Genomic DNA, 26,076 nt, shown 5'->3' with positions numbered 1-26,076 from the left:
GACGCCGAGGCTATTCCTCGTCCGATGAACCGGCGTTGAGCGGTGCCGGTGCGGCGCTGTTGGTAATCAGTGAAATGCGGTTGAGGCCTGCGCGATTGAGTTCGCCCATCACCGCCATGACTCGGCCATAGTCGAGCGCCTTGTCGGCCCGCAGCGTAATGTCCGGCCCCTCGCCTCCGCTCCGCGGCAGGCTTTCGAGCGCTTGCGGCAGCCCGCCGACGGGCACCTCCACATCGTCGATATAGACATAGCCGGCGCGGTCGATGGTGATCGTCACCTGCTGCTGTTCATCGGGCAGTTGCGCTGCCCGGCTGTCGGGCAGATCGATCGGCACTCCGGCGGTCAGCAGCGGGGCGGTGACCATGAAGATAATCAGCAGCACGAGCATCACGTCGACAAAGGGCGTGACGTTGATCTCGCTCATCGGACGACGCCGCCCGCCGCGTCCGCGTCGTATCGCCCGCGAAGAGGCAAGCCCCATCGCCATCAGCGCGCCTCAAGCTGGCGGCTGAAGGTCGCGTTGAGCTTGTCGGCGAAACGCTGCAGCCGCGCTTCGTAGCGATCGACGCGGTGGCTGAAGCGATTGTAGGCGATCACCGCCGGGATAGCGGCGAACAGGCCGATGGCAGTCGCGAACAGCGCTTCCGAAATGCCCGGCGCGACGACCGCAAGCGAGGAGCTTTCCTGCGCGCCGATCTGGAAAAAGCTGTTCATGATGCCCCAGACGGTTCCGAACAGCCCCACAAATGGGGCAACCGAGCCGACCGTGGCGAGGAAGTTGAGCCGCTCGGCGATATCGTCGGCTTCGAGCGCGATCTGGCTGTCCATGGCCACCGCAATCCGGCCGCGCAGCGCCTCCGGGTCGCGGACGGTGGTCTTGGTCGAACGGCGATATTCGGCCACGGCCGCCTGCGCCACGCGTGCGGCGGGGATGTCTTTACTGCCGCGTTCGGACGTGAAACGGTCGAAATTTTCCGCCTGCCAGAACTCGTTCTCGTAATCGATCGTCCGGCTGCGCAGCTTCTTCATCCGCAAGCTGAAGCTGACGATGATCATCCACACCCAGATGCTGGCGACGAGCAGCCCGGCCATGACCAGCTGAACGACGATATCGGCGTCGAGGAAAAGCTGGATCGGATCAAGCCGGGTCGGTGCCCCGGCGGCGAGAAGTGATAGCGAACTCATGAATCCCCTTGCCCGACAAACCGCGCGAAGGCCGCGCGCCATTCCTCCGGCTGGCGTTTGGGCCTGCCTTCGGGTGAAACGAAGCCGACGCGCAAATGTGCCTCGGCAAGTAACTCGCGCTCTTCACCTGCCAACCTGAACGCAAGCTGGTGCATTCTGCACGAAGCGGCGCGCATCTCGTTGCAGCGCGTCTCGATCAGCACATCATCGTCGAGCCGCGCTGGGCGCAGATACTTCAGGTTGATTTCCGATACCGCATAGGCACCCTCGCCCGCCTCGATCGCCGCGCGCTGGTCTATCTCGAGGCGGCGCAGCAAATCGCTCCGCGCGCGTTCGAACCAGCGCAGGTAATTGGCGTGATAGGTGATGCCCGAGAGGTCGGTATCCTCGTAATAGACGCGCACGGCATAAAGATGCCGGTCGCCATCGAGCGTTCCATCGGGGAAAGAGGGCAAGGTCATAGGCAAGCGCGCCCTCTAGACGAGCCGCGAGTCCGGCGGCAATGCTGAACGACGAACCGCCGTTTTCGAGCGACCAACCGGCGCTGCGTCACTCGCCGCGCAATTCGGACAGCTTGCGCTCCCATTGCAATGCATGCGCGATGATATCGCCGAGATCGGCATGCTTGGGCCGCCACGGCAGCGTTTCGCGTATCCGCGAAGGGTCGGAAACGAGCTCTGCCGGGTCGCCCGCCCGGCGTGGCTCCATCCGGCGGGCGATCGTCTGGTTGGTCACCCGGTCCACCGCGTCGAGCACTTCGAGCACCGAGAAGCCGCGCCCATAGCCGCAATTCATCGTCAGCGAGCGACCGGGCTGTTCGATCAGCGCTTCGAGCGCAAGCAGATGCGCATTCGCCAGATCGCTGACATGGATATAGTCGCGCACGCCGGTGCCGTCGGGCGTGTCGTAATCGGTGCCGAACACCGCCACGCTGTCGCGCTTTCCTGTGGCCGCTTCGCAGGCGACCTTGATCAGATGCGTGGCTCCGGCAGTGGACTGGCCGGTCCGGGCCTGCGGATCGGCGCCCGCGACATTGAAATATCTGAGCGCACAGAAATTGAACCCATGCGCCGCGCTGGCATCGGACAGCATCTGCTCGGTCATCAGCTTCGACCAGCCATAGGGATTGATCGGGCGCTTGGGGCTGTCCTCGGAAACGGGCGAGGTTTCCGGCGTACCGTAAGTCGCGGCGGTCGAACTGAAGATGAAATGCTCGACCCCGCCCGCGACCGCCGCCTCGATAAGCGCGCGGCTCCTCACCGTGTTGTTGTCGTAATATTTCAGCGGGTTCTCGACCGATTCGGGCACGATGATCGATCCAGCGAAATGCATGATCGCCTTGATCCCCTGCTCCGCGAAGATCTGTTCGAGCAGGATGGTGTCGGCAATATCCCCTTCATAGAGCGGCACATCGTCGGGCACGGCGAAGGCGAAGCCGGTCGACAGATTGTCGATCACGGCCACCGGCCAGCCTGCATCGCGCAGGGCGAGCACCGCATGGCTGCCGATATACCCTGCCCCGCCGGTAACCAGCACGGGCACTTTGCTCGTATCGCTCATGGTCTGCGCAGTAACATACCAATTGGTAACGGCAACGCCCTAACGCGCGTGGAAACGCCTTCCGGTGCGGAATTGTTTGCCCATGCGTTGTCAGGGCAAGCAATCGGGCTCAACACGCAAGAAGGATCGCTGACCATGAAACCGCTTCCCCTCGCCCTAGGCATTACTGCAGCCCTGACGCTGGCCGCTTGCACCACTCCGCCCGGCCCGGTTGAAGTGACCCGCTTCGTCGCGCCCGACCGCATGGCACAGCTAGGCCAGGGACGCATCTTCGTTGAAACTGCTGCGGGTGTTCAAGAAGACAGTCTTGCGCTGGCGCCCTACAAGGCAGCGGTCGCCGACGAACTGCGGCGCCTCGGCTATGTGGAAAGCGACCGGGGCAGCGCGGGCCAGATCGCCCAGATCTCGCTCGAGAGATATGTCATCGGCAGCGCTGGCAGGCGCAACCCAGTCAGCGTCGGGGTCGGCGGATCGACCGGCAGTTACGGCTCGGGCGTCGGTGTGGGCATTGGCATCAATCTGGGAGGCGGGCCGAAGGATCGTCTCGGCACGGAGCTTGCCGTGACCATTCGCGACAAGGCCAGCGGCCAGAGCATCTGGGAAGGCCGCGCCGATTTCCAGCCGCCCGAAAATTCACCCCTTGCACGCGGATCGGCGAACGCTCAGACGGTCGCCTCCGCGCTGTTCCGGGAATTTCCCGGCAACAATGGCGAAACGATAGAAGTAGAGGTTAGCGAGTGAGCGATATCCGGATCGATTCCGCCTTCGACAGTGGCAATATCGAAGTCCTGTCGGTGGACGGCGCCAGTGCCATGCTGGCGATCCCGAAAGACACAAGCAGCGAATTCAAGCAATGGTACCATTTCCGCGTTTCGGGCGCGGCGGGGCGGGAACTCGTTCTCAAGATCACGGGTCTCGAGGAAAGTGCCTATCCGGGCGGCTGGCCCGGCTATGATAGCTGCGTATCGGAAGACCGCGACTATTGGGGCCGTGCCGCTTCGACCTACGATAATAACGAACATGGCGGCACGCTGACGATCCGCTACACCCCGGCAAGCGACATCGCGTGGTTCGCCTATTTCGCGCCCTATTCGATGGAGCGCCACCACGATCTGATCGCCGAGGCCGCCGCATCGGAAGGCGTCGACTACGTCCAGCTCGGCACCACGCTCGACGGGCAGCCGCTCGACAGCCTCGAAATGGGCGAAGGTGAATTCAAGGTATGGCTTTATGCCCGCCAGCATCCGGGCGAGACGCAGGCCGAATGGTGGATGGAGGGCGCGCTCGAAGTGCTGACCGATCCCGCCGACAGCGTGGGCCGCGAATTGCGCAAGCGTTGCCGCCTGCACATCGTGCCCAATTGCAACCCCGACGGATCGACACGCGGCAATCTGCGCGTCAATGCGGCGGGCACCAATCTCAATCGCGAATGGGCCGAGCCGACCGCCGAGAAATCGCCCGAAGTGCTCGCAATCCGCAACCGGATGGACGAGACCGGCGTCGATTTCGCAATGGACGTGCATGGCGACGAGGCTATTCCCGTCAGCTTCCTTGCTGGCTATGAAGGCATCCCCGGCTGGACCGAGGAACAGGGCAATCGCTACTATCGCTACGAGGCGATCCTCGACCGTCGGACGCCGGACTTCCAGACCGAGCAGGGCTACACCAAGGCGGCGCCCGGCAAGGCGAACCTGTCGATGAGCACCAACCAGGTGGCCGAGCGCTTCGGCGCGACCGCGATGACGCTGGAAATGCCCTACAAGGACAATCCGGCCAGCCCCGAGCCCGAACAGGGCTGGAGCCCCGAACGCTGCAAACTGCTCGCGCGCGATTGCCTCGCGGCATTGCTTGAATGGATGGAGACGCGCGAAGGCTGATCGCGGCCAGCAGCCGTTCAGCAGCTATTGCGTATCGCCCCCGGGATGCGAAAATCTCTCTTCCTCGCAGCCGCCTTTTCGCTTGCGCTGGCCGCCCCGGCGCAAGCGACCGGCGGGTATATATGTCGCACTGCGGATGGCAGCGATCTCGAGATAGCGGTGGGGATCGGCCATGTGCCCGGCGCGCCGATCATCTCCACGCAGTTACGCGCCAAGGGTAGGACCATTCCCGTCAACGCCCCTCAATGGTGGCTCGATGACGAAGAACTGCGCCTGTTGCTGACCGACGCGAACGCGCTCGAGACGCTGGTCACGCTCCGCGCCAGATACAATGAGGACCGCTATGACGGCACGGTAGAATGGCAGGGCGCGAAGCGGTGGATTCGCTGTTACGAAAACTGACCGATCAACCTGCCAGAATTTTTTGCGCGACCTGCTCTACGGTTCCGGTAACCAGCAAAGGCTGGCCGCCGACAATGCCGACACTTGTCTGACCGTTCTCCGCCGCACGCAGCCAGGCCACGTTCGAAGCGACCACGAGATAGTTACCGCCACGCGATTCAAGGGCAACGAATTTCATCTTGGGTATGTCTCCTGACACACCCGCAATAGCGCGATTCCACTCAAAAAGCGGTTAACGGGAAGCCCGCTATCAGCGCTTCTCGCGGCTCGCCACCCGGCCTTCGATTACCACACCCGTGACGTGGCTGGTGTATTCGAGCGGATCGCCGTCGAACAGCACCACATCGCCATCCTTGCCGACCTTTAGCGAGCCCACGCGATCATCGACCCCGATTGCCCTGGCCGCATCCGACGTGATCGTTCCCAGGGCGGCTTCTGGTGACAGGCCGTTGGCAGCCGCCCACCCTGCTTCCCACAGAATGACGCGCGTCTTGGGAACATATCCTTCATAGCCGGACTGCAGGGCGAAAGGGATACCCGCATTGCGCAGCTTGGCGGCGGTGGCGAAGCTGGCATTTTCCATATCGCCATAATGACGCGCCATGGTCGGGTGCAGAATAACGGTGACGCCCGCATCGCGCAGTTCGTCGATCAGGAGATAGCTTTCCGCCCCGCCATCGATCACCACGTCGATGTCGAACTCTTCCTTCAACCGCAGGGCCGACATGATGTCCTGAGCGCGGTTGGCGGTAATCATCAGCGGCACGCGGCGGGCGAGGACATCCTTCCATACCCTCGCATCGAGCTTTTCGAAGGTCTCCGCATCGTCCTTGTCCGCACCGTTGCGGGGCGGTTTGGGTGTGCGGGCCGCGGTGAGCGCGGAACGAAGGAGAGCGATCTGCTTGGGCCGCGTTCCAGGCCCCTTCTCGCGGTCGAGCGCATTGGCCCCCAGATTGGCCGCGATCATAGCGCGCGGAACGATCACCGCTGCATCGGCAGTCTTCGCCCATGTCTTGGCGACCATCGTCTGGCCTGAAACCACGGCCCCAGGGCCGTGTCCCGTATGGATCGTCGTCACCCCGAAACCGCGCAACCAATCGACCAGATCCTCATCCGGATTGTATCCATCGATGGCCCGCAGATGCGGCTGAAGCGGAGAGCCGGTATCGAGCTGGTCCTGGTCGTGCGCTTGGTTCATGAACCCCGCGAGGCCCACCACCGTACGCGCATCGACGAAACCGGGCGTCGCGACCGTGGCAGTGAGAACTTCGAGACCGTCGGGAACCACGGTAGAGGCGGCAGGCCCGACAGCGGCGATCTTGCCGTCCCGGATAACCACCACACCGTCCGCGATTGCGGCGCCTTCCATGGTGTGCAGGGTTTCGGCGCGAACCGCGATATCCTGCGCGGCAAGGCTGGTGGGAGCGATCGCCAGCATGATCGCGGCGAGTTTGGCGATAGGGGCGTTCATTGTGCGGTCTCCGCTTCGGCGACTTCCCAGTGATGATGCGCAAGCTCCATCGGATTGCCCGCGCCATAACCGCCCTCGGCCATCAGCCTGCCCTCTTCGGTGCTGCGATCGAAGAGCTTTCGTCCCTCGACCCAGGTTTCCATGAGGTCGGTGTAAACCGACAGCGGATCGCCATCGAGGATCAGGAAATCGGCATCCTTGCCGGGTTCAAGACTGCCGACCCGGTCATCGAGCCCAAGCTGCTTCGCCCCGTTGATCGTCAGCGCCCGCAGCGCGCCTTCGCGGCTCATCCCGCCGCGCACCGCGATGCCCGCCTGACGGAACATCAGGCGGCTGTCGATGATCCCGTCATCCGAATGGAGCGAGGTGAGGACCCCGGCACGTTCGAGAATTCCGGCCGTCTCCAGCCGCGATTCCATCGCCTCCAGCTTGCCGCCCGGGCTGTCGACGAGGATGTTCGACACGGGAATACCCGCCGCCGCCAGTTCCTCTGCGACCTTCCAGGCTTCCATCCCGTGCTGGATCAGCACCTTGAATCCGAACTCGCGCTGCAGCCGCAGCACGGTCATGATGTCGTCGGCGCGGTGCGTATGGAAATGGACGAGCCGCCTGCCCGACAGCACTTCGCAGAGTGCTTCCTTGCCGAGGTCAACCTTCTTGCGGTCCCCTTTGCAATAGCTCTGCGCCTCGGCGAAGGCCGCCCGCGCAAGCGCCGCGGATTTGGCGCGCGTGCCGGGAAACCCTGGCGTATTGCCAATCGGATTGGTGCCATTGGCCATCTTGAGTCCACCCATGACCGCCCCGTCGGGAAAGTACCAGGCGATGTCCTCGATCGTGTTGCCTTCGCGCAGCCGCATATAGAAGGTCTGGCCGCTGACCAGCCAGCCGGAACCGGGCATGACATTGGCGGTGGTGACGCCGCCCGCCCGCGCCTTGGCGATGCTCGCATCCTTGGGATTGATCGCGTCCATCGCGCGCACATCAGGCTGGATGGGCGAAGATCGGTCAGCCCCCGCGACCGAACCGATATGCGAATGCGTATCGACGATACCCGGCATGATGACCATGCCGCTGGCATCGCGAGTGTCGGCGTCGGCAGGCACGGCCACATCGGCGCCCACGGCCACTATCCTGCCATCCTCGATAACCAGCGTGCCATTTTCGATGGTCGGCCCCGCCATGGTGTGGATCGTTGCGCCGGTGAAAGCCGTCGCGCGATCCTGCGCTCCGGCGCCGCTCGCCGCGCAAGCCAGGATGGCACCAGCCGCGAGCGCTGCACGGCGTAAGGTTCGAGCAGTCATGAAAATCTCCCTCGAGGGCGAGGCTTAAACCGCGCCGAATGGAAAAGGCAAGCAGGGTCAGCCAACTGCGGGTTCGAGCATCCGCAGCGTGCGCGAGGCGGTATCGAGTTCGACCGGAACATTGACCGGCAATGTAAGCTGGTTGGTCACGTGGCCGGTGTTGAAGCCGGCAATCACCGGCTTATCGAGCCCACCCAGATGCCGGTCGATCACATCGTCCAGCAAAAAGCCCGCATAATCCGGGTCGGGCGAGGTGCAGCGCGTGCACTGTCCGAAAACGACGCCGCTTACCCGGTCGAATATGCCCGCGAGCTTCAAGTGCTGGAGCATGCGGTCGACACGGTAGGGTTCCTCGCCGATATCTTCGAGGAAGAGGATCGCGCCGTCGAAAGCAGGTAGCCAGCCGGTGGCCATCAGCGTGGAGAGGATCGTCAGGTTCCCGCCCAGCAGCCGCCCGCGCGTAGACCCGGGTACCAGTATGCGCGCCACCCGGCCCGAAGCGCGCTCGACGTCCTCGCCGCCGAGTACCGGCGTGGCGCCGGCAAAGGCAATATGCCACAGGCTCTCCCAGCTCGCCGCCTCCCATCGGCTCGCGGCATTGGGCGCATGTAGCGTGGGGAATCCGGCGCGCGCCGCAATGGCCAGATGCAGCGCGGTGGTATCGCTGTAGCCGATCAACAGCTTGGGGGTGGTACGGATCGAAGCCCAGTCGAGAAGAGGCAGGATACGCGCGCCGCCCCATCCGCCGCGTACCGCGAAAATGGCGCGGACTTCGGGGTCGGCGAACATGGCATCGATGTCCGCCGCCCGATCGATATCTCTTCCGGCCAGATATCCGTCCTGATCCGCGACGTGTCGTCCGATCTTCGGAACGAGGCCCATGCCTTCGACCCAGTGGATTGCCCGGTCGAGTTCGTAAGGCACCGTCACTGCACTCGCGGGGGCCACAAGGCCGACCGTGTCGCCCTGGCGCAGGCGCGGTGGTTTGCGCGGGGTCCTCGCAGTCGCTGCGATCGGCATCAGCGCCGCCCCCGCCAGCCCGCCCATCAGACCAAGCGCGGCGCGGCGCGCGATCATGTCAGGCTCGCAGGTCCGAAGGCGTGGGGAAGCAGGTCGGAAAGTCGCAGCTTGCGGACCTCCTCGGCTCCGACACAGAGAATTTCCGGATCGGTCCCACCGAGCTGTGCTAGTTCGTTAAGCACCTGACGACACCGACCGCACGGCGTGATCGGGTCGGTCCCCGGGCCGGTTACCGCGACCGCTTCGAGTCCGCCGCGCACCCCATCCGCCATTGCTTTCGACACAGCCACCGCTTCGGCACACAGCGCGAGGCCATAGCTGGCATTTTCGATATTGCTGCCCGTCACCACACTGCCATCGGCAAAGCGCAGCGCCGCGCCAACGGCGAAGTTCGAATAGGGCGAGTAGGAATGGCGCGATGCGTCCCGGGCAGCGGCAATAAGATCTTCGTCGGTCATGGCAATATCCTCAGGGCTGCACCACGACCCAGCGTAACGGCGACTGCGCCGCTTCGGTCTGATACCAGCGGTTGGCGGTCCACATCAGCCAGGGGCGGGTGGCGTAGTCGGGTTCGAACCAGCTACGCGTCAGCCAGAGCTGGCGGTCGAATCGGCGCGAGGGGGCGTAAGCTTCCTCGAACTCCTCGAACGGTGCGAGGATCACGGGCTTTCCGCTATGCGCCTCGATCTGGTTGACGAGCGTCGTCAGTTCGCTCTGCACGGCTGCTTTCGATACGCGCGAGGGACAAATTGTAGCGGTCGTCTCAAGCAGGATGGCGGGGGGCAGAAGATCGCTGTCCCGCGGCACCATGGTGACGTAATTGGCGGACTGCCCATCGGCGACAGCGCAAGGGTCGAAACGATGCGCCGCGCCGACTTCCAGCCCCGCAGCGCGGGCGCGGGCGAAGTTTTGCGCAAAAGCGATGTCCGTGCGCCCGGCCCCGTCGCTCGCCTCGAGATAAACGAATTTCGCGCCCAGCCCGGCGATTGTATCGAAATCGACCGCGCCATCGCCCGCACCGATCAGGGCACCCTGATCCGGCCACAGTGCTTCGTCAGGCCGCCAATTGCGCCCTTCGTGCCAGGCATAGGAAGCTCCGATTGCGGCAACGACCAGCAGGACCAGTACTGGCTTGCCCCCACGCGAAAGAGCCTTCGGGAGGCGGGACTTTCTCCGGCGCCGGTTGTTCCTGGCCATTTGCGCCCCCTCAGCCCTTGATGTGGAGCACGCAAATCAGCGTGAACAGGCGGCGGGCAGTGGCAAAGTCGGTCTCGATCTTGCCTTCCAGGCGTTCCATCAGCAGCTCCGCCGCACGATTGTGAACCCCACGGCGCGCCATATCGATCGTTTCGATTTCCATCGGTGTCGCCTTGCGGATGGCCTGGTAATAGCTGTCGCAAATGGCGAAATATTCGCGAATCGGCCTGCGGAACCGGGCAAGACCGAGCAGCAGCTCCTCGAGCAGTCGTTCGCTTTCATCGGTAATGGTCATCAGCAAGCGCCCGTCGCGCACCGCCAGCGTCAGGCGATAGGGGCCGTTCGCCCCGCGTTCGACCGCACGCAGCGGTTTGAAACAGTTTTCTTCGATCAGGTCGAAAATCGCGATGCGGCGTTCCTGCTCGATATCGGCATTGCGCCAGATGATCGTCTCCTCGTCGAGCTCGATATGCGCGATGCGGTGGTCGCCCGAAGAGGATGCGGAATCGGTCATGCGTGAAGGCTGCTTTCGCAGAGTTAGGCAGGTTGCGGCAAGGGGAGAAACTGTGTCCCCACTATCCACAGGACAAGAGCCGGCGATCGAAAAATTTCGCCGACCCGGTGCCTTCCACTGAAGCGGCGCAACAGGCATCTAGGGAGAATGGCCGATACCGATCTCCTTTTTCCCGCAGATGATTCGACTTCAGAGAAACCGGCCAAAGGCCCCGTACTGCCTGCCAACCTGGAAGCAGAGGCCGCCTTTCTCGGCGCAGTCCTGATCGACAACAAGGTGATCGAGGAGCTGACGACGCCGCTGATGGCGGAGCATTTCCACGAGCCTGTGCACCAACGTATTTACGAGCGTGTCCTCAAGCTGCTCGATCGCAATTCGGTGGCTACCCCCGTAACGCTCAAGCCCTATTTCGAGAGCGACGAGGCGCTGAAGCAACTGGGCGGAACGACCTATCTCGCGCAGTTGACCGCCGACGGGCAGGGCTTACTCCACCCACGCGAACTGGCCGAGCAGATCTACGACCTCGCGCTCTTACGCGAACTGGTCACGGTGGGGCGGAACCTCGTCGAAGGCGCGCTCGACACGTCGGACGAGGTCGAGCCGCTGCGCAAGATCGAACAGGCCGAGGCCGACCTCTACCGCGTGGCAGAGGGCGCCAGCACCGGCAATGAGGCGCAGAGTTTCCGCAAGGCGGCCTTCGGCGCGCTGGAGGTCGTGCAGGCGGCGATGAATTCGGGCGGGCGGTTCTCGGGCAAGACCACTGGGCTCGACACGATCAACGACAAGACATCCGGCCTGCACAATTCCGACCTCGTGATCCTCGCAGGCCGCCCGGCGATGGGCAAGACCTCGCTCGCGACCAATATCGCCTTCAATGCCGCGCGGCGGCGGATGGACGACGAAAAAGCCGGGATCGATCCGGAAAAGTCGCCCGGTGCGGGCGTCGCCTTCTTCAGCCTCGAAATGAGCGCGGACCAGCTCGCTACGCGTATCCTCGCCGAAACGGCGGAGATTTCGAGCGAGAAGCTGCGTTCTGGCAAGCTCAGCCGCGAGGAATTCCAGCGGCTATCCTTCGCCAGCCAGGAGCTTACCGATCTGCCGCTCTACATCGACGACACTCCGGCGCTGACCATTGGCGCGCTGCGGACGCGGGCGCGCCGGCTCAAGCGACGCCACGACATCGGCCTTGTCATCGTCGATTATCTGCAACTGCTACAGGGATCGGGCCGCGCGAGTGACAACCGTGTGAACGAAATTTCCGAGATCAGTCGTGGCCTGAAGACCCTGGCCAAGGAGTTGCATGTCCCCGTGATTGCACTGTCGCAGCTATCGCGTCAGGTGGAACAGCGCGAAGACAAACGCCCCCAGCTTTCCGACCTGCGCGAATCCGGCTCGATCGAACAGGATGCCGACATGGTGTGGTTCATCTTCCGCGCCGAATATTACCACAACGCAACAAAGCCAGACACACCCGACGAGACCTCGTCGGAAGCGGTGCGGATGAAATATGCCGAGTGGGAAGCGCGGCATCTGGAACTGGTCAACAAGGCCACGCTGATCGTCGCCAAGCAACGCCACGGGTCGACCGGCAACGTCCCGCTGCTGTTCCACAGCGAAATCACCAAGTTCTCCAGCCCCGACGTGCGGCATTACGAAGATTACGAATGAGTCTCTACAATCCGAGATTGAGCCGCCGGGCGACATTGTAATCGACCACGGCAACGATAAACCAGCTAAGGTTCCAGCGGATGCGGTTCCACAGGGTTGACTTGCGCAGATGGGCAGCGGGGGTGATTTCCTTGGAACCTGGATGGTGATCGGCAATGAACCGGCGCATCCTTTCGGCGAACCCGGCATCCTCAACGCGTAACATCAACTCCAGATTCACATACAGGCTGCGCATGTCGAAATTGGCGCTGCCGAGATAGACGGCATCGTCCACCACAAGCAGCTTCATATGCAGTTTGCTGGGCCGGAATTCCCAAATTCTCGCCCCTTGCGAGAGCAGATAATGATAGAGCGAACGCGCCGCGCCGATAGTCGCCCCATTGTCCGATTTGCCCGCCATGATCAGGTTCATTTCGCCGCGCTGAGCCATTTTGCCCATGCGCCGCAGCATCCGTTTGGACGGGGAAAAATAGGCCATGACCATGTCGAGCCTGTCGGCGCGCTCGATATCCTCGGCCACGCATTTGGCCCAGCTCGACAGCCCTCTCGTCGGGCCGCCGATTAGCAGCCGCACCGGCCCATTGCCCGGTTTCCAGCGCATGACCTTGCGAATGATTGCACGAAACTGCGCATTCGGACGCGAGACCCAATCCTCGATCTCATCGAACCATTCGATCAACCGGGCGACAGCATCGCCGGTGACCCTGACGCCGAGATCATGCCAGCCATTATTCTCGGGTGTTTCGAAATAGTCGTGTTCGATGTTGAAACCACCGATCATCGCGACATCTTCATCCACCACTACCAGTTTTTGGTGATTTCGGATGAGAGCCCGCCGGGACCATTTGGCCAAAAAGCGATGATAGCGACCACCTGCATCAAGCAATGGCTGAAAGAATCCCTCCTCCACGTCCTCACCGAAACCATCGACCAGCAGGACCACATCCACACCGCGCCGCGCGGCTTGCGCCAGCGCATCACGGACTCGTCGTCCTGTATCGTCATCCACGAACATATAATAGAACGCCCGGATCGACCGCTGCGCGCCTGAGATCATTGCGAGCAGCGCGTCGAGTCGTTGCAGACCAGCCGGGAAAATCGTGAAATGGTGGCCCTGCGCGGTCGCTTCGAACGCCTCGAGTTCCCGCCAAGGGGCAAGATCCGCAGATTCAGTATCGGGATAGGCATCGGCCATCGACTTGACCGCTTATCCGTGCTTGCTCCCCGGTGCAAATCCTTGACTATGGTGCGTCCCCGGCTTAAATGCCGCGCTTCCCCGGAATCACTTGATTTGCATCGGAGTGCCCCATGGCGCGCGTTACCGTCGAAGACTGCGTAGACAAGGTCCCCAACCGTTTCGATCTCGTTCTGCTGGCCGCCCAGCGGGCGCGCGAGATTTCGGGCGGCGCCGAGCTGACCCTCGACCGTGATCGCGACAAGAACCCGGTGGTGGCCCTCCGCGAAATCGCCGAGCAGACGATCAAGCCCAAGGATCTCAAGGAAGCGGCCGTTACCAATCTGCAGAAAATTCTGCCCGACGATGATGACGAGATCGATGAAGTCGGCTCGCTCAGCCAGTCGGCGGAGGCCCTGCGGATTACCGCGTCGGCACCCACTCGCTCGACCTCGATCGGCGCCGATTACGACGGCTGAACCGAGCGCAAATCGCCGAACCGTGGAAAGGCCGCCCAAGGGGCGGCCTTTTGCGTTGCGACATCGCGGCCGTCTTCCCTACTCTGTGGCTCGACAGGAGGCGTGATGAGCGACGGTGTTGAAGGGCTTGGTACGGCAGTCGAGGGCAGCTTGTACGCCAAAGCGGTTGCCGAACAGCCTGGCCATCCCACACCGCTGGAAAAAGGGCATTTCGCCGAAGGCGCCTGTCTCAATTGCGGCACACAACTGGTCGGTGAACATTGCCATCACTGCGGCCAGAAGGCCCATCTGCATCGCACGCTGAACGCGTTCATACACGATATCGCGCATGGCGCGGTGCATTTCGACAGCAAAACCTGGCGTACCTTGCCCAAACTGCTGTTCAAGCCCGGCGAGCTTACCCGGCGATATATCGATGGGGAACGCGCACGCTTCGTTTCGCCAATGGCGCTGTTCCTGTTCTCTATCTTCCTGATGTTCGCCGTATTCCAGATCGCCGGCATCAGTGCGCCCACCGACCTGCGCGGCGATACCGATGCGCAATTGCGGGAACTGGCCGGAGAGCAGGTCGAGCGGCTCGAAAATCGACGCGACACGCTGGCAGAGCGCATCGCCGACCCCGAAACGGGGCATGCCCAGCGTGCGGGCGCCGAAGAAGAGCTCGCCGAGCTCGAACGGCAGCTCGCCGCAGTGGCGCAAGCGCGCCAGGAACTGCCGTTTCTCAAGGGGCCTGCCGAAGAAGAACCGACGATTCACTCGCAAGGCCAATCGCCACAGATCGTGACGAACACCGATTCGCAAGACCTCGCCCAGGTCACAGCGAGCGAGGAGGACTGGAACCTCGACTCCGCGAATGCCGGGTGGCTGAAAAAGGGGCTCGAAAAGTGGCAGCAAAACCCCGGCCTGATGCTCTACAAGCTGCAGACCAGCTTTTACAAATTCAGCTGGCTGCTCATTCCCCTATCGGTCCCCTTCGTCTGGCTGCTGTTCTTCTGGAAACGCCGCTTCCGCGCTTATGACCACGCCATTTTCGTCACCTACTCGCTGGCCTTCATGACGCTGCTGATTTTGGCCATCGTATTGGGCGGAATGGCAGGCGTGCCCACCAGTATAGTGGCTTTGGGATCGTTGCTGATTCCACCGATCCACATCTACAAGCACTTGCGCGGAACCTATGGCCTATCGCGGTTTTCGGCCTTCTGGCGCCTGTCGGTGCTCAGCATTCTGATAGTAATCGTCCTCGGCCTGTTTACATCGCTGCTGATGCTGCTCGACCTCTACTGAGCAAGAAAAAGGGCCGTCCGGGATCGCCGGACAGCCCCAATTCTGCAACGACGACTGGCGTTACGCGCCCTGGGGCGCGGGGCCTCCGTCGAACTTCTTGCCGGCCTTGGGCACGGCGGCACCAGCCGTCGGTTTGACAACAATCGGCCCCTTGGGCTCGTCGGGCCGGTCGATCTTGCCGTTCTTCATCAACTGATCGATCTCGTCGCCGGTCAGCGTTTCGTATTCGAGCATCGCCTGAGCCAGCAGGTGGAGCTTGTCCTCCTGCTCGGTGAGCACTTCCTTCGCCCGGGCGAGGCCGTCTTCGACGAGCCGTTTGATCTCCGCATCGATCAGCTTGTTGGTTTCCGCGCCCGACATGGTACGCGCCGTCTGGCCCATGCCGAGATAGCCTTCCTGACTTGCCTCGTACTGCAGGGGGCCGAGCTTGTCGGACATGCCCCATTTAGTGACCATGTTGCGCGCGAGATCGGTGGCGTATTGAATGTCGCCGCTGGCTCCGCTGGATACCTTGTCGTGTCCGAAGATGATTTCTTCCGCCACACGGCCGCCCATGGCAACAGCCAGGTTCGCGTGCATCTTGTCGCGATGGTAGGAATAGTTATCCCGCTCGGGCAGGCGCATCACCATGCCAAGCGCGCGGCCGCGCGGGATGATGGTGGCCTTGTGGATCGGGTCGGATGCCGGCTCGTTCAGCGAAACCAGCGCATGGCCGGCCTCGTGATAAGCGGTCATCTTCTTCTCGTCCTCGGTCATGACCATGCTGCGGCGTTCGGCGCCCATCATGACCTTGTCCTTGGCGTCCTCGAATTCCTGCATGGCGACGAGACGCTTGTTCCGCCGCGCCGCCAGCAAAGCCGCCTCATTGACGAGGTTGGCGAGGTCTGCGCCGGAAAAGCCCGGCGTGCCGCGCGCGATCGTGCGGGGGTTCACATCCGGTGCTAGCGGCACCTTCTTCATGTGTACGGCGAGGATCTTCTCGCGCCCGTCGATATCGGGGATCGGCACCACCACCTGGCGGTCGAAGCGGCCCGGGCGCAGCAGCGCCGGGTCGAGGACGTCGGGGCGGTTGGTCGCGGCGATGATGATGATGCCCTCATTCGCCTCGAACCCGTCCATCTCGACGAGCAACTGGTTGAGCGTCTGCTCCCGCTCGTCGTTCGAATTGCCAAGGCCATGGCCGCGCGAACGGCCGACCGCGTCGATTTCGTCGATGAACAGGATGCAAGGCGCATTTTTCTTGGCCTGCTCGAACATGTCGCGCACGCGGCTCGCGCCGACACCGACGAACATTTCGACGAAGTCCGAACCCGAAATCGTGAAGAAAGGCACGCCCGCTTCGCCCGCGATGGCGCGCGCAAGCAAGGTTTTGCCGGTACCGGGCGAACCGACCAGGAGCGCGCCCTTTGGTATCTGCCCGCCTAGCTTGGAGAAACGCTGCGGATCCTTGAGGAATTCGACGATCTCCTCCAGCTCCTCACGCGCTTCGTCGATGCCGGCGACATCATCGAACGTCACCTTGCCCTGGCGCTCGGTCAAGAGTTTCGCCTTGGACTTGCCGAAGCCCATCGCGCCGCCCGCACCGCCACCCTTCTGGACCTGACGCAGAGCGAAGAAGGCGATGCCGAGGATCAGGACGAAGGGCAGGATCTGGATCAACGCATAAAGGAGGATATTCCCGCCTTCGGCTTCGACGCCGGAATAGCGCACCCCATTATCTTCCAGCAGTTGCGGCAGCGTGGCGTCGTTCGCCACCGGAATGGTCGAGAACTGCTCGCCGTTCTTCATCTCGCCCACGATCTGCGTTTCGGAAATCTGCACGCTGGCGACGGAACCTTCGGCTACCTTGTCACGGAAATCCGAATAGGGAATTTGCGTACCAGCGCCGCTCGACCCGCCGCCGAAGACCGAAACGACCATCAGCAGGGCAAGAAAAATGCCGCCCCAGATCATCAGGCTTTTGACCCAAGGGTTAGGCCCGTTGCCCTCGGGCTCGGTCGGGGAATTCTGATCGCTCATGCGCGGGGTCCTTTCACTGCCGATAATGTAGGATGCAACCGGGGAATGGCAAGTTGCAGGGCTATACGGAAATTCCGCTTTCAGGCGACGAGCCGGTCGATCAGCCAATAGCTGCCCGTCATACCGATCGCATAGGCGGAAAACCGGATCAGTTGCGGTCTGGCATCCGGACGCAGCCGCCCGACCCACTCCATGAGTAGCAGGACGGCGGCAACGACAAGCAATTGCCCCGCCTCCACGCCCAGATTGAAGCTGACCAGCGCGGCGGGCACTTCGCCCTCCGGCAGACCGATCTCGCGCAAGGCCCCGGCAAAACCGAAACCGTGCAGCAGGCCAAAGGCGAAGGCGACCAGCCACGGCAAGCGGCGGGTAAGCGTATCGCGACTGCCCCGTGCGATTTCCACGGCAAGGAATACGATCGACAGCGCGATCAGCGCCTCGACGACGTTTTGCCGGATTCCTTCGAAGCCCAGCGTGACCGCCGCGAGCGTGATCGAATGGGCCACTGTGAAGGCCGTGGCCGCTTTCACCACCAGCCAGGGCCGCGCGACGAGCAGGACCAGCGCGATAACGAACAGCAGGTGATCCCATCCGGCAAGGATGTGCTCGACGCCGATGACGAAATAGCCGCGCCAGACCTGCGCGGAAGAGGGCTTTGCGGCGATCATGGCCGTGGGTTCTTCGGGCGTCAGGCGATGGACCTGAACGCCGCGATCCAGCGGCGCGACCCGCAGGATCGCCTCGCCGTGGCCGGGGAAGGCAGGCCAGCCGATCGACTCACCGGCAACGGTGCCGTCGCAAGTCACACGTGCATTGCCGTGAGCAGCAAGCGGCGCCATCCGGCGCTGGATGTCTCCTTCGATACGGCAATTCTCCGGCAGGTGCGGCATCGCCATGCGGTCGTCCGCCGCACTGGCGATCGGCTGGCGCCAGCCTAGCCGCCAATCGGTTCCGTCGATTTGCTCGAACTGGATTGCGACCGGTCGCATCTCGTCCGCCAGCGCGGGCGCGCTGAACACGAGCAGGCACAGCGCGGCAAGCCAGCGGATCATTCGACCTCGACGGTATAGGCGGCGCGCAGCACTTCGTAAGCGCGCTGGCGCCGCTCGGCGATGGTCGTGCTGCGCCAGTCGGCCTCGACCCGTTCGCGGATTTCATCGAGTGCCGGTACGCTTCCTGCCGTCCGCCGGTCGAGGCGTACGAGGTGCCAGCCAAATCCCGAGCGGACCGGCCCTTGCCACGTCTCATCGGCGGAGAGAGCGGAAAGCCCGGACGCAAATTCCCGCCCGAAAACCGCTTCGACTTCGGCCAGCTCCATCGCGTCGACCGACCTCGGCAGACTTATCGCTGTGCCCCGGGGTGGAGCCAGCCCGCCGCGCGCGTCACGGGCGGTCTTCTCGCTTGGGAAAAAAGCCTGTGCGAAGCTAACCGCGCGACCCTCGGCATAGCGTTCCGCATTGTCGGCAAGCCACTCATCGAGCACCGCATCGGTCGGCCGCACGACCTCCGCCTCCGCACCGGCGAGCTCGTCCATCTTGGTCGCCAGCCGCCGCCGCACGACTGCATCGCCTTGGTCGATACCCAGCCGCAACGCCTCGCGGTAAAGCACTTCCTCGCGTACCCAGCGTGCAATGGCCGCGTCCATTTCGGCATCGGTCGGCGGGCGGCCCATCATCCGCTCGAAGCCCAGCGCGATCCCCGCCTGCCGCTCGCGCGACAGCTCGATCGTTCGGCTCGCCGGATCGACCGGATCGCCGATCAGCGCGAGCGCGCCCCAGATGGCTGCCCCAGCAAGAAGGAAATGCGCGAGCGGATCGCGCAGCAGCGTGCGGATCATCCCTCGTCCATGATGCGCGGCGCATCGCCCGGCCCCCGGCGCGGTCGCAGCCAGACGGGCGACGAATAGGCGCGTTCCTGGATCACGTTCGCCTCGACCACTTCGGGCGGCAGGTCGAAGCCGAAACGCCTGGCATCGAACAGGACCCAGCTCGGCGTCGGGATCTCAATCGCGCGCACGTAATAGAAGGCGCGCTGGCCCGCTCGATAGTCGGGATCGCGCCAGGTCGCGCGCAATTCCGCCGCGCCGATCGAGTTCTCGTAAGTCGCCTCGCGCCGGACCACGGTATCGCCCACAGCGGGTACTTTGCCGCCGACGCGGCGCCGTTCGCCGTCCATGTCCGACCAGGCCACGTCATAGACGCGCTCCTGCGCCTGGCCGTTGGCATCGACCCAGCCCTTGATCACCTGCACCCGGTCGAGATTGGCGCCGTCGGGATCCTTCAGCGCGGAGATCAGGAATACCGGCGCCCGGCCGCTATCTTCCAGATCGCCGCCCATCGGGACGCCGCGCGTATAGCCGGTGCGGACCCAGTCGCCATCCCAATCGTCCTCGACAAAATCAAACCCGGCGAACAGGCGCAAGGCCATGCGCGGGCCAGTGGTCGCGTAGACTTCGCGCCGCATGAAGGCGTCGAAGATTTCCGCGCGCGTATTGCCTCGCGCCCACGCCGCCGCGTAACCGCCGGCAAGATAGTGCCAACCAAAACGCCCTTCCCGTGTTCCAAGGTTTTGCGCAGCCAAGGCACGCTGAGCGCGCGGTTCGCTGCCGGTGTGCTTGCCGAAGAAATTGTCCTCGTCGCCCGTCGCCAGTGCGGTATGGCTGTCGGTCGATCCGATCAGGCCGAAGGCATAGGGATTGACTCCCATCTGCTGTTCGAGCGTCAATCCGCGCAGCAGCGCGCTGCGCACATAGCTGCCCGCATACATCTCGGGCGTCGAGCGGCGGGTTAGAGGAAGGTTGCCCAGCTCCCAACCCGCCACGCCGAATGCGGCAAACTCGTCGTTCGGGGAGAGGAAAGGATGCGTTTCGCTGTCGCCCTTGATCTGCGTGGCCTCGACCACGGGCTCGTAGCGCGCACGGCGGCGGGCATAATCGGCACCCATCGCCCCGCCATCGGGTCCGACCAGATCGAACATCATGCCATTGGACAGATTGGAATTATGCGGGATGGCCAGCACACGTCCGCCGGTATTGGCCTCATAGGCCTCCATATAATCCCATAGCTGTTCGGGTGTCGTATCGAGGCCGGGAAATGGCACCACTTGTCCCGTCTTCACGCTGCCATCCCTGAACATCACCACGCGGTGGAGATTGTTGCCATCGGGCATCAGCGTCCATTCGAACCCCGCAAAGGCCGTGAATTCGCCGGGACGGTTGTACCGGTCCAGCATGGCGAGGTGGGTGTCCCACAGTTCGCGAGTCGCAGCCGCCTGGCGGGCGGGGTCGCGCAAAGCCTCGGGTATCTCGTCATTTGCCGCCGCCGTGATGAGTTCGGCCACCGCGCGGGTCGATTGCTCGGGGCTTTCGTGCATCATATCGTACCAGCGGCGCAATGTCGGATCGCGCACCAGCATGCGCGGTGCATCGTACAGGCGGCGCGTCGCCCCCATGGCGTCGGAGTGGTCCGAAATCACAAGGAAATCGAGCGGCCGGTCGAGCTGGGCCTCCATGCCGGTCGTGGCTGTGACCTTGTCGCCGCGCGCGAATTTCAGCGCCTCTTCCGCCCCCAGCCTGACACCGAATCCAAAGGCATCAACGGAGATATCGGTATGAAGATGCGTGTCGCCCCAATAGGGCCGGTCGGGAAATTCGGCGAGTTCGATCGTATCGGTGCCGTCCCCGCGCTGGTCTTCCGTCGGTTCGCCCGGCCCCATCGAGCAGGCGCCGAGCAACCAAACCGCGACGGTCGCGTAAAGAGCTGTACGCATCATCCCTCTCCCTCGACCCCGACGCATCTTGAGCGCGGAGCGAGGCAGCGGTCAAGCCCGGTGGCCTGCGGTCCAGGATGGCGCGCGAACCATGCCACCCGCGCCTTCGCCTTCGTCCGATGTGTAATAATAGTAGGTCCCGCCGCCGAGCGCCGCCGCTGCCAGCAACAGGGCACAGATCATGACCAGCCCGTCCCGTACAATCAGAGCCAGGGCGATCACCGCGATGGCGAGCATCGGCGCAGAGCTGGCGAATGGCAGAAATTCCAGCGGAGGGACCGTAGCGCACAAGAGGAGAACCGCCACCGCGGAAACCTTGATCCATATGCCTCGTGTCAACGAATGGAAACGGTCGCGGCTGTGATCGTCGAGCCACCGGGCGACGCCGCGCAGCTTCATGACCGCCTTGTGCAGCTTCTTGGATTCGATCGCGCGTCGTTCGACGAAACCGGGCAGCCAGACATGATCCTTGCCGATCAGCATTTGCATGGCGATCAGCGCGATGATTGCGGCCAGAAAGCTCGGCACGCCCGGAATTCCACCGATCGGCGTAATTTCGAGCAAGGCGGGAAGCAGGAGGAAGGGGCCGAAACTACGCCCACCGAAATCGTCGAGCACATCGCGGATACGCACGGCATCGCTCTTCGAGGCGAGCTCGTCCAATTCGCCGATGACTTCCTCGACGCTTTCCGGTTCCTTGCTCGACACGTCGCTCTCCCTAGCGCACCAAACGCGCGAGGAGCAGAAAGGTTACGCGCCTATTTCGAGGGCTTCTTTCTGAGCAGGGCCGAACGCTCGCAGCGGCACACCACTTCGCCGCGCTGGTTCACCGCCTCGTGCAGGAAAGTGACGATGCCCGTATCGGGGCGCGATTTGCTTTCGCGCAATCCGATCACCTCGCTGGTTGCATGCAGCGTATCGCCGATGAACACCGGCTTGGGCATGACCAGCTTGTCGTAGCCGAGATTGGCGACCAGCGTGCCGAGCGTGGTGTCCCCCACGCTCAGCCCCACCATAAGCGAGAAAGTATAGGTCCCATTGACCAGGATCTGCCCGAACTCGCTTTCCTTCGCCGCTTCCACATCGAGGTGGAGCGGCTGGGGATTGTGAGTCATCACGGTGAAGAAGAGATTGTCCGCCTCCGTCACCGTGCGCCGGATTTCATGGGTCAGCTTGTCGCCGACCTGCCATTCGTCGAAGTGCTTGCCCGCCATCAGCCGTGGCCCATCACGGCTTTCACTTCGAGGAAGTCGTGGAAGCCCCACTCGCCCCATTCGCGGCCATTGCCCGACTTCTTGTAGCCGCCGAAGGCCGCGTTGAGATCGTAGCCGCCATTGATCGCGACCCGGCCGGCGCGAATGCGCTTGGCCAGCTTGCGGGCGGTCTCCACATCCTCGCCCGTGATCGCGCTGGCAAGGCCGTATTCGGTGTCGTTGGCGATACGGATGGCGTCGTCGTAATCCTCGTAGCCGATGATGGTCAAAACCGGCCCGAAGATTTCCTCGCGCGCGATGGTCATGTCGTTGTCGACATCGGCGAAGACGGTCGGTTTGACGTAATGGCCGGTTTCCAGACCCTCGGGCTTGCCCGGCCCGCCCGCGACCAGCGTCGCGCCTTCCTCGATGCCCTTCTCGATCAGGCCCTGGATCTTGTCCCACTGCGTACGGCTGACGACCGGACCGATCGCTGCATTGCCCTTGGGATCGCCGGGGATCACGCCTTCCGCGGCTTCCTTGGCGGCGGCCTTGGCCTCCTCCATGCGCCCCTGCGGCACGAGCATGCGGCTGGGCGCGGTGCAGGTCTGGCCCGAATTGCCCATCATCGCGACGGTGCCCTTGGCAACCGACTGGGTGAAGACGCTGTCGTCGAGCACGATGTTGGGGCTCTTGCCGCCTAGTTCCTGCGCCACGCGTTTGACCGTGTCGGCGGCGTTCTTGGCAATGAGAATGCCCGCCCGGGTCGAGCCGGTGAAGCTGACCATGTCGATATCGGGATGGCCCGAAATCGCCTCGCCCACGCCCGGCCCGTCGCCATTGACGAGGTTGAACACGCCTGCCGGAACGCCCGCCGCATCAATTATCTCGGCGAAGATATAGGCGTTGAAAGGCGCGATCTCGCTTGGCTTCAATACCATGGTGTTGCCTGTCGCCAGCGCGGGGAAGACCTTGCAGGCGATCTGGTTGAGCGGCCAGTTCCACGGGGTGATCATGCCGACCACGCCAACCGGCTCCCAGACGTGCAGCGTCGGACCATCCTGGCGTTCGAACTCGAAACCCTCGAGAATTTCGATGGCCTTCTGGCAGTGCCCGGCAAGCAGCCCGACATGCGGGCCATTCGCCAGACTCATCGGCGCACCCATTTCGTCGCTCACCGCAGTGGCAAGCTCTTCCTTGCGGTTCTCGATCTCGGCCTGGATCGCGCGCAGCAGAGTCAGGCGCTCTTCCTTGCTCGTCTGGCTGAAGGTTTCGAACGCCCCGCGCGCAGCGGCCACGGCCTTGTCGACATCGGCTTTCGTGCCGAAGCTAATGTAACCGATGGTTTCCTCGGTAGCCGGGTTTTCGACCGGCTGGGTGTTTTCCTCGACCGGATCGACCCACTGGCCGTCGATGTAGAACTTGGTGCAATTGCGCATGGGAATCTCTCCTTTGCGCGTGCGTTTAGCCCCCTTCCGCCCAGCGCGCCACCACCTGATCGCCGTCTTCCGCACTGTCGCGAATGGTATTCGGCGTGCGGTCGAAACGCGGGGCTGGCGCGGTGTGCCAGCGACCGCCGTGCTCGACGAAGGCGCCGCGTGCCTTCATGTGCGGATGGTCCTTTGCATGGTCGAGCGGGACGACCGGCGAGAAGCACGCATCGGTCCCTTCGAGCAGTTCGCACCATTCGGCCTGCGTCTTGGTGGCAAAGAGTTCGGCGAGGTCCTCGGCATAATCGTCCCACTTCGCGGGGTTCATCTGCGCCTCGCGCAGATGCTCGGGCGCGCCGGCGCGCTGGAGCAGCTCGGCATAGAATTGCGGCTCGATCGCGCCGACGCTGACTTCCTTGCCGTCCTTACAGGTGTAGCAGCGATAGAAATGCGCCGCCCCGCCAAGCAGGCCCGCACCGCGTTCGACCGTGCGCAGCGCGCTGTGCGGCTGGCCGTAGAAGAAGCTCATCAGGCTGGTGACGCCATCGACGATGGCGGCATCGACCACCTGCCCCTTGCCGCTCCGCTCGCGCTCGAACAGCGCGGCGAGTATGCCCATGGCGCAATACATCGAGCCCCCACCGAAATCGCCGACGAGATTCTGCGGCGGCACCGGCAGTTCGCCGCGCTTGCCGATAGCGTCGAGCGCGCCGGTGATCGCGATATAATTGAGGTCGTGCCCCGCAGCCTGCGCCAGCGGGCCGTCCTGCCCCCAGCCGGTCATGCGCGCATAGACGAGCTGCGGATTGGCTTCGAGCATCTCGTCCGGGCCGAGGCCGAGGCGCTCCATCACACCCGGCCGGAAGCCCTCAACCAGCACGTCGGCATGTTTGAGCGCCGTCTTGACGAAGCTATGCCCTTCCTCGCTCTTGAGGTCGACCGCGACACGATGCCGGGCGCGTTCGACCACCGGATTCATCGGCTGATGTCCCGCGCGTTCGATCCGCACCACTTCGGCGCCCATATCGGCAAGCATCATCGCCACGTGCGGCCCCGGGCCGATGCCCTGGAATTCGACGACCTTGAGGCCGGTCAGCGGACCGTTGCTCGACATTTCTCTCTCCTCGGTGATTTCGGTGTTTTAGAAGCTCTTGGGCAGGTCCAGCACATGCGTCGCCACATGGCTCAGGATCAGATTCGTGCTGATCGGCGCGACCTGGTAGAGCCGGGTTTCGCGGAACTTGCGCTCGACATCGTATTCTTCGGCGAACCCGAAACCGCCATGCGTCTGGATACACATGTCGGCGGCAAACCAGCTCGCCTCGCTCGCCAGCATCTTGGCCATGTTCGCCTCGGTCCCGGCCGTCTCGCCCGCATCGAACATGCGGGCCGCCTTGGTCACCATTTCGGCTGCGGCAGACAATTGAACATAGGCGCGGGCAATCGGAAACTGGACGCCCTGATTCTCGCCGATCGAGCGGCCGAAGACGTTCCGCTCCTTCGCATAGGCGCTCGCCTTGTCGATGAAGAAACGCCCGTCGCCGATGCACTCGCTAGCGATCAGGATACGCTCCGCATTCATGCCCGAGAGGATGTAGCGAAAACCCTTGCCCTCCTCGCCGATCAAGGCCGATTTCGGAACACGCAGATCGTCGAAGAACAGTTCGGTCGTCGCATGGTTGAGCATGGTGCGCACGGGCCGCACGGTCAGCCCGTTGCCGACGGCCTCGCGCATGTCGACCAGCAGCACGCTCATTCCGTCGGACGGTTTGGCGCATTCCTCGCGCGGGGTCGTGCGGCACAGCAGAACCATGAGGTCCGAATGCTCGGCTCGGCTGATCCAGATCTTCTGGCCGTTGACCACATAGTGATCGCCCGCATCCTTCGCGAAAGTCGAAATGCGCGTGGTGTCGGTCCCTGCCCCCGGTTCGGTGACGCCAAAGGCCTGCAAGCGCAGCTCGCCGCTGGCGATCTTGGGCAGATATTCGCGCTTTTGCTCTTCCGACCCGTGCTTCAGCAACGTGCCCATGGTGTACATCTGCGCATGGCATGCCCCGCCGTTCGAACCCGAACGATGGATTTCCTCCAGAACAGCGCATGCCGCCTCGAGCCCCAGGCCCGACCCGTCATATTCCTCGGGAATCAGAACGGACAGGAAACCGGCTTCGGTCAGCGCAGTCACGAATTCGGTCGGATAGGCCCGCTCGCGATCGAGCCGCTGCCAGTATTCGCCAGGGAATTTGGCGCACAGCCGCCGCACCGCGTCGCGGATTTCCGGAAAGGTCTCGTTCAAATGTCCGTCTCCCATTGCAACCTTTTTGGCGCGCAGGAGAAGGTTTGGCAACGGGATAAGAAAATTGGATGCCCCGTGAGGATTCGAACCTCAATTGACGGAGTCAGAGTCCGTAGTCTTACCATTAGACGACGGGGCATCAGCCGTCCGGGCGGGCGGGAATCGCTTTACCGCTCCGGAAGAGGCCGCGCATCTAGTTTCGCCGCCGCGCGAGGTCAACCCCGTGCGTTGCGCGCGCACT

General features: G+C 63.3%; 27 protein-coding genes and 1 tRNA gene. 6 read left to right on the top strand and 22 right to left on the bottom strand.

What is annotated here, in order from left to right; translation table 11 throughout:
* Window positions 1-10 precede the first annotated feature (10 nt).
* The 4 genes from MUY37_RS13740 to galE form a co-directional block, all read right to left on the bottom strand.
* Window positions 11-487 carry an ExbD/TolR family protein gene (locus MUY37_RS13740; protein ID WP_499195928.1) on the bottom strand — a complete coding sequence of 159 codons (477 nt, stop codon included), beginning with the start codon at window positions 485-487 and terminating at the stop codon, window positions 11-13.
* Window positions 487-1,185, bottom strand: a complete 699-nt coding sequence (tolQ, locus tag MUY37_RS13735; RefSeq protein ID WP_499195927.1) for a protein TolQ — start codon at window positions 1,183-1,185, stop codon at window positions 487-489. The genes MUY37_RS13740 and tolQ overlap by 1 nt, the downstream gene beginning before the upstream one ends.
* Window positions 1,182-1,646 carry a YbgC/FadM family acyl-CoA thioesterase gene (locus MUY37_RS13730; protein WP_499195926.1) on the bottom strand — a complete coding sequence of 155 codons (465 nt, stop codon included), beginning with the start codon at window positions 1,644-1,646 and terminating at the stop codon, window positions 1,182-1,184. The genes tolQ and MUY37_RS13730 overlap by 4 nt, the downstream gene beginning before the upstream one ends.
* Before the next feature lie 88 nt (window positions 1,647-1,734).
* Window positions 1,735-2,745, bottom strand: a complete 1,011-nt coding sequence (gene galE, locus MUY37_RS13725) for a UDP-glucose 4-epimerase GalE (RefSeq protein WP_499195925.1) — start codon at window positions 2,743-2,745, stop codon at window positions 1,735-1,737.
* 135 nt (window positions 2,746-2,880) lie between these two features.
* On the opposite strand from galE, the gene MUY37_RS13720 reads away from it, so the two are divergent.
* Genes MUY37_RS13720 through MUY37_RS13710 form a run of 3 tightly spaced genes read left to right on the top strand, consistent with a single transcriptional unit; the run spans window position 2,881 to window position 5,024 of the window.
* Window positions 2,881-3,486, top strand: coding sequence for a DUF4136 domain-containing protein (locus MUY37_RS13720; RefSeq protein ID WP_499195924.1), 606 nt, complete (start codon window positions 2,881-2,883; stop codon window positions 3,484-3,486).
* The gene (locus MUY37_RS13715; protein ID WP_499195923.1) at window positions 3,483-4,622 is read left to right on the top strand and encodes a M14 family metallopeptidase; all 1,140 of its coding nucleotides are present in this window, start codon (window positions 3,483-3,485) and stop codon (window positions 4,620-4,622) included. The genes MUY37_RS13720 and MUY37_RS13715 overlap by 4 nt, the downstream gene beginning before the upstream one ends.
* A 45-nt stretch (window positions 4,623-4,667) precedes the next feature.
* Window positions 4,668-5,024, top strand: coding sequence for a hypothetical protein (locus MUY37_RS13710; protein WP_499195922.1), 357 nt, complete (start codon window positions 4,668-4,670; stop codon window positions 5,022-5,024).
* A 4-nt stretch (window positions 5,025-5,028) separates the two neighbouring features.
* Here the strand turns inward: MUY37_RS13710 and MUY37_RS13705 are convergent, their stop codons facing one another.
* The 7 genes from MUY37_RS13705 to MUY37_RS13675 form a co-directional block, all read right to left on the bottom strand.
* Window positions 5,029-5,202 (bottom strand): hypothetical protein, encoded by a 174-nt coding sequence (locus MUY37_RS13705; RefSeq protein ID WP_174223721.1) that lies wholly within the window; start codon window positions 5,200-5,202, stop codon window positions 5,029-5,031.
* Between the two features lie 72 nt (window positions 5,203-5,274).
* Window positions 5,275-6,495, bottom strand: a complete 1,221-nt coding sequence (locus MUY37_RS13700) for an amidohydrolase family protein (RefSeq protein ID WP_499195921.1) — start codon at window positions 6,493-6,495, stop codon at window positions 5,275-5,277.
* Complete coding sequence (locus MUY37_RS13695; RefSeq protein WP_499195920.1) at window positions 6,492-7,796, bottom strand: amidohydrolase family protein; 1,305 nt, start codon at window positions 7,794-7,796, stop codon at window positions 6,492-6,494. The genes MUY37_RS13700 and MUY37_RS13695 overlap by 4 nt, the downstream gene beginning before the upstream one ends.
* Window positions 7,797-7,853: 57 nt before the next feature.
* Window positions 7,854-8,873, bottom strand: a complete 1,020-nt coding sequence (locus tag MUY37_RS13690) for a S66 peptidase family protein (protein WP_499195919.1) — start codon at window positions 8,871-8,873, stop codon at window positions 7,854-7,856.
* Window positions 8,870-9,274, bottom strand: a complete 405-nt coding sequence (locus tag MUY37_RS13685; RefSeq protein ID WP_499195918.1) for a cytidine deaminase — start codon at window positions 9,272-9,274, stop codon at window positions 8,870-8,872. The genes MUY37_RS13690 and MUY37_RS13685 overlap by 4 nt, the downstream gene beginning before the upstream one ends.
* A gap of 10 nt (window positions 9,275-9,284) precedes the next feature.
* Window positions 9,285-10,013 carry a glycoside hydrolase family 25 protein gene (locus tag MUY37_RS13680; RefSeq protein WP_499195917.1) on the bottom strand — a complete coding sequence of 243 codons (729 nt, stop codon included), beginning with the start codon at window positions 10,011-10,013 and terminating at the stop codon, window positions 9,285-9,287.
* Window positions 10,014-10,023: 10 nt separating this feature from the next.
* A complete protein-coding gene (locus MUY37_RS13675) occupies window positions 10,024-10,527 on the bottom strand; it encodes a UPF0262 family protein (RefSeq protein WP_499195916.1) in 504 nt (167 codons plus the stop codon).
* A gap of 147 nt (window positions 10,528-10,674) precedes the next feature.
* Between MUY37_RS13675 and MUY37_RS13670 the strand changes: the two genes are divergently transcribed.
* A complete protein-coding gene (locus MUY37_RS13670; protein WP_499195915.1) occupies window positions 10,675-12,195 on the top strand; it encodes a replicative DNA helicase in 1,521 nt (506 codons plus the stop codon).
* A gap of 4 nt (window positions 12,196-12,199) precedes the next feature.
* On the opposite strand, the gene MUY37_RS13665 is transcribed toward MUY37_RS13670, so the two are convergent.
* The gene (locus MUY37_RS13665) at window positions 12,200-13,390 is read right to left on the bottom strand and encodes a phospholipase D-like domain-containing protein (protein ID WP_499195914.1); all 1,191 of its coding nucleotides are present in this window, start codon (window positions 13,388-13,390) and stop codon (window positions 12,200-12,202) included.
* Window positions 13,391-13,503: 113 nt separating this feature from the next.
* On the opposite strand from MUY37_RS13665, the gene rpoZ reads away from it, so the two are divergent.
* Window positions 13,504-13,848: a DNA-directed RNA polymerase subunit omega gene (gene rpoZ, locus MUY37_RS13660; protein ID WP_115415864.1), complete on the top strand. Its 345-nt coding sequence runs from the start codon at window positions 13,504-13,506 to the stop codon at window positions 13,846-13,848.
* 105 nt (window positions 13,849-13,953) lie between these two features.
* Window positions 13,954-15,132, top strand: coding sequence for a DUF3667 domain-containing protein (locus MUY37_RS13655; protein WP_499195913.1), 1,179 nt, complete (start codon window positions 13,954-13,956; stop codon window positions 15,130-15,132).
* A gap of 60 nt (window positions 15,133-15,192) precedes the next feature.
* On the opposite strand, the gene ftsH is transcribed toward MUY37_RS13655, so the two are convergent.
* The 10 genes from ftsH to MUY37_RS13605 form a co-directional block, all read right to left on the bottom strand.
* Window positions 15,193-17,151, bottom strand: coding sequence for an ATP-dependent zinc metalloprotease FtsH (gene ftsH, locus MUY37_RS13650; RefSeq protein WP_499195912.1), 1,959 nt, complete (start codon window positions 17,149-17,151; stop codon window positions 15,193-15,195).
* 80 nt (window positions 17,152-17,231) lie between these two features.
* Complete coding sequence (locus MUY37_RS13645; RefSeq protein ID WP_499195911.1) at window positions 17,232-18,203, bottom strand: HupE/UreJ family protein; 972 nt, start codon at window positions 18,201-18,203, stop codon at window positions 17,232-17,234.
* Window positions 18,200-18,988, bottom strand: coding sequence for a peptidyl-prolyl cis-trans isomerase (locus MUY37_RS13640; RefSeq protein WP_499195910.1), 789 nt, complete (start codon window positions 18,986-18,988; stop codon window positions 18,200-18,202). The genes MUY37_RS13645 and MUY37_RS13640 overlap by 4 nt, the downstream gene beginning before the upstream one ends.
* Window positions 18,985-20,922: a DUF3604 domain-containing protein gene (locus MUY37_RS13635; protein ID WP_499195909.1), complete on the bottom strand. Its 1,938-nt coding sequence runs from the start codon at window positions 20,920-20,922 to the stop codon at window positions 18,985-18,987. Before MUY37_RS13635 ends, MUY37_RS13640 begins: the two co-directional genes overlap by 4 nt.
* Window positions 20,923-20,970: 48 nt before the next feature.
* Window positions 20,971-21,627 carry an exopolysaccharide biosynthesis protein gene (locus MUY37_RS13630; RefSeq protein WP_499195908.1) on the bottom strand — a complete coding sequence of 219 codons (657 nt, stop codon included), beginning with the start codon at window positions 21,625-21,627 and terminating at the stop codon, window positions 20,971-20,973.
* A 50-nt stretch (window positions 21,628-21,677) separates the two neighbouring features.
* A complete protein-coding gene (locus tag MUY37_RS13625; protein ID WP_417320662.1) occupies window positions 21,678-22,133 on the bottom strand; it encodes a MaoC family dehydratase in 456 nt (151 codons plus the stop codon).
* Complete coding sequence (locus tag MUY37_RS13620; RefSeq protein ID WP_499195907.1) at window positions 22,133-23,551, bottom strand: aldehyde dehydrogenase family protein; 1,419 nt, start codon at window positions 23,549-23,551, stop codon at window positions 22,133-22,135. Before MUY37_RS13620 ends, MUY37_RS13625 begins: the two co-directional genes overlap by 1 nt.
* 25 nt (window positions 23,552-23,576) lie before the next feature.
* A complete protein-coding gene (locus MUY37_RS13615) occupies window positions 23,577-24,656 on the bottom strand; it encodes a CaiB/BaiF CoA transferase family protein (RefSeq protein ID WP_499195906.1) in 1,080 nt (359 codons plus the stop codon).
* Window positions 24,657-24,683: 27 nt separating this feature from the next.
* Window positions 24,684-25,835 carry an acyl-CoA dehydrogenase family protein gene (locus tag MUY37_RS13610; protein WP_499195905.1) on the bottom strand — a complete coding sequence of 384 codons (1,152 nt, stop codon included), beginning with the start codon at window positions 25,833-25,835 and terminating at the stop codon, window positions 24,684-24,686.
* Window positions 25,836-25,900: 65 nt separating this feature from the next.
* Window positions 25,901-25,974 (bottom strand) — tRNA-Gln (locus MUY37_RS13605).
* Window positions 25,975-26,076: the final 102 nt, after the last annotated feature.

Source organism: Qipengyuania sp. ABI-127-1 (assembly GCA_022953095.1).
In the GTDB taxonomy this organism is placed as follows: domain Bacteria; phylum Pseudomonadota; class Alphaproteobacteria; order Sphingomonadales; family Sphingomonadaceae; genus Qipengyuania.
The sequence above is the reverse complement of the archived record's forward strand: the minus strand, read 5'-3'. Positions and strand labels throughout refer to the sequence as shown.